Genomic DNA, 6,897 nt, shown 5'->3' on the forward strand with positions numbered 1-6,897 from the left:
CTCTGTTATCAACTGTGAGACGCTATCAGTGCCTTTCAGCAGCTTCTCAACATAACGGGTTTGACTATCTGTTAAGTGTTCTAACTCGGCTATAAGCTTTGTAAATTGTGCTGGGATCATGATCAACCCTCAATAACTGTATTCATATACAGTATAGCAACAATTTAGCAGAACATAGCCATTTAATTTACAAGAATGAATGTCAACGGCTTTGACGAGTAAGACAGGGTGACAAACTAATTTTTACTGCGATTTGATTAAACCAAAGCAGAACGTCGGTTACTGGCGCAGGAAGTAAAGTATAGCGAGTCATATATTAACAGTGAAATCTCGTTTCGTGTGGTAATAGTCAGTAGCCAGAACAACTAAACCATATCAAAATACATAATTTAACATAATATACATTATGCGCAATTAAGTATGTGAACGGTTGAGGAGACCTAGCTAACTGCTCCGTAGACCTTATCTGGCAAAACATTCTCACCCGGTCCACGGAGCTGCACTTATTTTCTATGTTAATATTTATACATTTATAGTGTTAGTGCTCCGCTGAATTCCCTGTATACGTCAACCATCCGCAAAAAATGCGACAGCTCTATTTGTGCGAGTTGATCGCGGCTTGTTAGCAATTCTCTTTCACTATCAAGCAACAGTAAGAAATCAATCTTACCCGCCTTATATTGTGAACGGGATATGGCGACCGCCTGCTGACTGCTGTCAAACTGACGCTCGGCATTAGCCAGTTGTTCGCGACTCAACTGATAATTGTTTAACGATAACTGCATATCGTTTACCGCATTGATCACGGTTTGCTCGTATTGTGCCATGGCGATATCCGCGTCAACTTCGGCCATTTTGATACGGGCTTTTACCGCCCCCATATTCAACCCAGACCACTGTATCGTCGGGGCGATATTCCAACTCTCACTGGCATTGTTTAACGCAAGTCCCGGTGACGAAATGAATCCAAGGAAGCCACTGACTGTCAGTGACGGATATAAATCGGCTTTATTGACACCTATCAGTGCGGTACTCGCAGCCAGGTTGCGTTCAGCGCTTGCTACATCCGGCCGAAATTTTAAGTAGTTGCTGTTGTCGGCAATGGAAGCCGGTTGGCTTAAGCGTGGTAGTGATGCAGAACTACTTATTTGTAGTTCCTGTACCGGTGTTGCCAGTAACGCAGCCAGTGTACTCTTAGCCGTAGCATAGGCGATACGAATAGCCGGAATATCTGTTTTAACCCGATATATCTGTGTATCGATTTGAGCCATTTCTAGTCTGGTGGCGCTACCTGCGTTCATTTGTGCCTGAATGATGTCTTTGCTTTGTAGCAAGAACTGCAAATTCAACTCAGCGTAAGTCAGGCGTAGCTGAGCGCCTCGGTATTGGCCGTAACTCTTTACCACCTGACTAACAATGTGTAACCGCGCGTCCTGCCACAACAGAGCAGATTGCTCGGCTCGCGCTTTAGCCGCTTCAGTAGCACGCTGTAATTTGCCAAATATGTCAGTGTCCCAACTGAGGCTTAGTCCATTGGTAAACCCTCGCAGTGTCATACCATTATCCTGGCTGAGCAATGAAGCATTTCTCGAGGCCTGATAACCGCCAGATACTGTACCATTTGGCAAGCGGTCGGCTTGCGCACCCGAAAATACCGCATAAGCCCGGTCAACGTTGGCGGAAGCCTGAATAATCGTGCGATTTTCGGCTAGTGCCTGTTCAATCAACCTGCTTAGCTGGTCATCGTTAAACCTATCCCACCATGTCGATAGTGAAAACACTGGCTGATAGCTTTTCTTCATATTAACGGAAAGAATCTGTTGAGGTGGTTGGTAATCAGGACCAACCGTACAGGCTGATAACACACTGGATAACACCAATGCACTTATATAATGGCAGTGTTTATTCATTGGTTGTTTCCTTATGTGCAAGTTGTGCCCGTGCAGCATTCACCGAAACTCGCCTTGCCAGATAGTAGTAAAATAAGGGGGTGAGTAAGAGCCCGAATACGGTTACGCCTATCATGCCAGAGAACACTGCCACTCCCATGGCCTGGCGCATTTCCGCACCGGCACCAGAAGAAAACACCAATGGTGCAACGCCCATTATAAAAGCAATAGAGGTCATTAATATTGGGCGTAAACGCAGTCGACCGGCCTCTAAAATAGCATCCACTATGGTCATGCCCTGATCCTGTAACTCTTTAGCGAACTCAACAATAAGGATGGCATTTTTGGTTGCCAGTCCTACCAGTACAATGAGGCCAATTTGGGTCAGAATGTTGTTATCGCCACCATAAAGCAGCACCCCGCTTAACGCTGATAATAATGTCATCGGAATAATAAGCACTATTGCCATCGGCAATCGAACGCTTTCGTATTGGGCAGCCAGTACCAAAAAAACAAGCACTATCACTAGCGGGAAAACCAGCAAATTGGCGTTACCCGTGAGGATTTGTTGATAAGTAAGCTCTGTCCACTCGTAGGTCATGCCGTTAGGCAATGTTTCGAGCAGAATACGCTCAATAGCAGCTTGTGCTTCGCCGGAACTAAAACCGGGTGCCGGACCACCGTTAATTTCGGCAGTCGTAAATCCGTTGTAATGCATAACACGATCAGGTCCGGCAATATCCCTTACCTGTATAAACGAGTCCAGTGACACCATTTCACCATGGTTATTACGCACTTTTAACTGCCCTATTTGCTCAGCAGATGCGCGAAACTGTTCATCAGCTTGCATGTTTACCTGAAAGGTGCGACCAAACAGGTTGAAGTCGTTTACGTAAGTTGAACTCATGTAACCTTGCATGGTGTAGAATAACTGATTGAGATCCACGCCTTGCTGTTTGGTTTTATCACGGTTAACGGCAATGTCCAGTTGCGGAACATTAACCTGGTAGCTGGAGAATACGCCGGCGAGTTCAGGCGTTTGATAAGCTTTTTGCATTACTTGTGAGGTAATGTCGTTAAGCTCTTTAAAGCCATACCCTGCCCGGTCTTCGATTTGCAAGCGAAAGCCGCCTATGGTTCCCAGTCCCATTACCGGTGGCGGTGGGAATATCGCCACAAACGCTTCTTCAATGCTGCTGTACTGGCCGTTTAGCTCTGCGGCAATTGCATTTGCCGACAGGGAGGGTTCGTTGCGTTCATCGAAGTCAGACAGCATGACAAACACAATGCCACTATTCGTTGCATTGGTAAAACCGTTCACACTCAGTCCGGGGAAGCCAAGCGCTGCTTCTACCCCTGGATGGGCCAGGGCAATAGATGTCATTTCTTTAATTACACGGTCGCTCCGGTCCAGTGATGCGGCATTGGGTAATTGGGAAAAAGCGATTAGATATTGTTTGTCCTGCGCCGGAATATAGCCCGACGGTGTGGTTTGAAACTGCAATCCGGTGATGCCTACTAACACAATATAAAGAGTAACAACCAACGCGCCACCACGAATAACCTTTTTAACCACAACCCCGTAGCCGCGGGAAAGTTTATTAAAAAAGTGATTAAACGGGGCAAATAGCCAACGGCCAAATAGCGTGTCGATGATCCGGCTTAAACGGTCTTTTGGGGCGTCGTGGCCTTTTAATAATAGTGCCGATAAAGCCGGGCTCAGCGTTAGTGAATTAATCGCAGAAATAAAGGTAGAAATGGTAATGGTGAGCGCAAACTGTTTATAAAACTGGCCGGTAAGACCGGTCATAAAAGCGGTTGGAATAAACACCGATGCCAGTACCAGCGTCGTAGCGACTATAGGGCCAGTGACTTCTTTCATTGCCTTAACTGTGGCATCAAACGGTGATAACCCCTCGCTAATATTTCTTTCAACGTTTTCAACCACGACAATGGCATCATCAACCACTATCCCTATGGCCAGCACCAAACCAAACAACGATAGCGCATTGAGTGAGAAACCCATCAACTGCATAAATGCGAAGGTACCAATAAGTGATACGGGCACGGCGACCAATGGAATCACTGAAGCCCGCCAGGTTTGTAAAAACAAAACAACAACAATCACCACAAGCAAAACAGCTTCAAGCAGAGTTTTAACTACCGCTTTGATTGAACCTTTTACAAAAACGGTTGGATCGTAAGCGATTTCGTAAGTGACCCCTTCAGGGAAGTGGTGTGAAAGCTGCTCCATGGTAGCGCGAACATCATCTGAAATCTGAATTGCATTCGATCCTGCGGCCTGAAACACGCCCATTCCCACTGCGGGATTATTGTTAATGGTTGAGCGCAACGCATAGGAATCGGCCCCCAACTCTATGCGTGCAACATCTTTTAAGCGGCTAATTTCACCATTATCGCCGACTTTGATGATGATATTTTCAAACTCTTCAACGCTGTCCAGGCGCCCTTTCACATTCATCAGAATATTAAAATCGGCACTCGCTACCGGCTGAGCGCCCAGGCTTCCGGCCACAACCTGTTGATTTTGTTCGCGGATAGCATTGGAAATCTCTACAGGCGTCAGGTTTAACGCCGCCACGCGTGAAGGATCAAGCCACACTCGCATACTGAATTCGCCCGCACCAAACTGGCGAACCTGTCCAACGCCTTTGACTTTGGCCAGCTCATCAATCACGTTGAGTGTTGCGTAATTAGCCAGATACAGCATGTCGTAGCGTTCATTAGGAGAGTATAGATGCACAACCAGAGTAAGGTTTGGCGAGGCCTTTTCGGTGATCACGCCGAGTCGCTGTACTTCTTGTGGCAAGCGCGGTAATGCTCTGTCTACGCGACTTTGCACCTGGCTTTGCGCTAAATCCACATCACTGCCAATGGCAAAGGTAACGGTTAGTGTCATACGGCCGTCTGCGGTAGATTGCGACGACATATACAGCATGTTTTCAACACCGTTTATTTCTTGTTCCAGTGGTGAGGCTACGGTTTCGGCTATAACCTGAGGGTTAGCCCCCGGGTAATTGGCGGTTACCACAACAGTAGGCGGAACCACTTCCGGATATTCAGTAATGGGCAACTGCCATACGGCGATGCCCCCGATAATAATAAATAGCAATGACAGTACCGATGCAAACACCGGCCTGCGTATAAAAAACTGAGAAAACATCTGAGTCGACTCCTACTGATCAGCTAGAACGGTATACGATGCGGTTAACGCAATTTGCTTCTGATCGAGTTTACGTTGAGCCGTCTCGATAGCAGCAATGGCAGCAGGGTTTGCCATCGTGGTTACATCAGGTGTGATTTGAATACCCGGCATCACCCGTTGCAGGCCACTAATAATGATGTTGTCGCCGGATTCGAGGCCCGCTTTGACAATGCGCAGGTCGCCCAATGACTCGCCCAGTTTTACCGGTCGGTATTCGACGATGTTGCCCTCTCCTACTACCAGCACAAACTTGTTGTTGAGATCAGTACCAATGGCTTTTTCGTCGATCAAAATGCCATCATGCGTTGGCGTGCCAGCTAGTCGTACCCGGGCATATAAGCCGGGCATCAGGTTTCTATTTGGATTATCGAAAGTCGCTCTTAACGTGATAGAGCCAGTTTGCTCACTTACCTGGTTATCGATAAAGTCGATGTAACCAGAATAACCAAAGGCAGTATCACCCGCTAAAGCCATTGATACCGGCTGGCGCATTCCGCTTTGCGACTCAGTGAGTTCGTCGCGAACATAATTGAGGTAGGTTTGCTCATCCACGTTAAAATACGCGTACATTTTACTGGTTGAAACAATATGGGTAAGTTCGCTTTGCCCGGCTGTAACATAGTTACCCTGGGTAATTTGTGCACGCGATACACGACCTGATATTGGCGCTTTTACCCTGGTGTAAGATAAGTCCAGCTCAGCACGTTTTAAGGCTGCTTTAATCGCAGCAGCATCAGCATCTGCCTGTTGCACAGCCGCATGACGATTATCAAGAGCTTCCTGTGATATCGCGTTTTGACCAATCAGTGTTTTGCCGCGCTCAAACTCCGAACGAGCTAAATCTACTCGGCTTTTTGCACTGGTTAATTGTGCTTGTAAACGCTCTACTTCTGCCTGAAAGGGAGCAGGATCGATTTGTAGTAGAACCTGACCTTCTTTTACTGATGTTCCCTCGGTGAACAGTACTCGCTCAATATAACCTGAAATACGCGGTATCAGAGTAACTGTTTCAGGTGCACTTAATCGACCACTGAACTCATCCCATTCACTTAAGCGTAAACTGACGACTTCGGCCACACTAACGGTAGGAGCACGCATAGCAGGTGCCGATTGCTCATTTTTATCTGCACTGCAGCCAACCAGAACAGCCGAAGCCAGAACACTTATAATGATCAATGTGGCTTTGTTTAATGGAAACATAATCACTCCTTTTAGTAAAAACAAACGGGACGGCATCAGGTAAACGTGACCTTGGGCCGACTCCTCGAACGAGTTGAATACTATTAAAGGAAGGTCACTTGGTTAATATCTGATCCTTGCTGTTGATTGCACGATTCTGCAGGCCCTGAAGGATCGTGCAAAGGTGCGCGAGAATCGTGCAAGTGAATAAATATAATAGAGGTCCGCTTTAGATGCTTTTATATAAAGCCTGTATGCATATAGGTATTTACGACTTTCCTGATCCTACAATAATGCTGATTGTGCAATTCTATTCAATGATTGCATGATTCTACACATTTCAGGGGCTTTCTATAGGCGATAACAAAATAGCGGTTATACTGTAAGCGATCAATTTAGACCGTCTTTTCCTCATTGAACTACCCCGTAAAATAGTCCCCGTAGATTTTACTAACGGAGACTTTATTGATGGCAACAAAAAGACGTACACGCGAGCAATGGCAGGTATTGGTTGATAAGCAAGCAGCAAGCGAACTGTCGGTCAGTGAATTTTGTGCACAGCATGCGTTAACAGTATCAAACTTCTATCTGTGGCGTAAAAAA

At 46.4% G+C, this 6,897-nt stretch carries 4 protein-coding genes and 1 pseudogene; 1 reads left to right on the forward strand and 4 read right to left on the reverse strand.

Annotation, left to right across the window (positions count from 1 at the left end; genetic code table 11):
* The 4 genes and pseudogenes from C6Y40_RS03380 to C6Y40_RS03395 form a co-directional block, all read right to left on the reverse strand.
* Positions 1–120 (reverse strand): annotated as a pseudogene (locus C6Y40_RS03380) (IS1595 family transposase); the annotation flags it as partial.
* A gap of 410 nt (positions 121–530) precedes the next feature.
* Positions 531–1,910 carry an efflux transporter outer membrane subunit gene (locus tag C6Y40_RS03385; protein ID WP_105933345.1) on the reverse strand — a complete coding sequence of 460 codons (1,380 nt, stop codon included), beginning with the start codon at positions 1,908–1,910 and terminating at the stop codon, positions 531–533.
* The gene (locus tag C6Y40_RS03390; RefSeq protein WP_105933346.1) at positions 1,903–5,073 is read right to left on the reverse strand and encodes an efflux RND transporter permease subunit; all 3,171 of its coding nucleotides are present in this window, start codon (positions 5,071–5,073) and stop codon (positions 1,903–1,905) included. The genes C6Y40_RS03385 and C6Y40_RS03390 overlap by 8 nt, the downstream gene beginning before the upstream one ends.
* A 12-nt stretch (positions 5,074–5,085) precedes the next feature.
* Entirely contained in the window at positions 5,086–6,315 is a 1,230-nt protein-coding gene (locus C6Y40_RS03395; protein ID WP_105933347.1) for an efflux RND transporter periplasmic adaptor subunit, read from the reverse strand.
* 447 nt (positions 6,316–6,762) lie between these two features.
* On the opposite strand from C6Y40_RS03395, the gene tnpA reads away from it, so the two are divergent.
* Positions 6,763–6,897: IS66 family insertion sequence element accessory protein TnpA (gene tnpA / locus C6Y40_RS25525; RefSeq protein ID WP_420836923.1), on the forward strand; the 135-nt coding region annotated here is incomplete at its 3' end.

The sequence above is a fragment of the Marisediminitalea alba genome (assembly GCF_002993365.1).
GTDB classification, from domain to species: domain Bacteria; phylum Pseudomonadota; class Gammaproteobacteria; order Enterobacterales; family Alteromonadaceae; genus Alteromonas; species Alteromonas alba.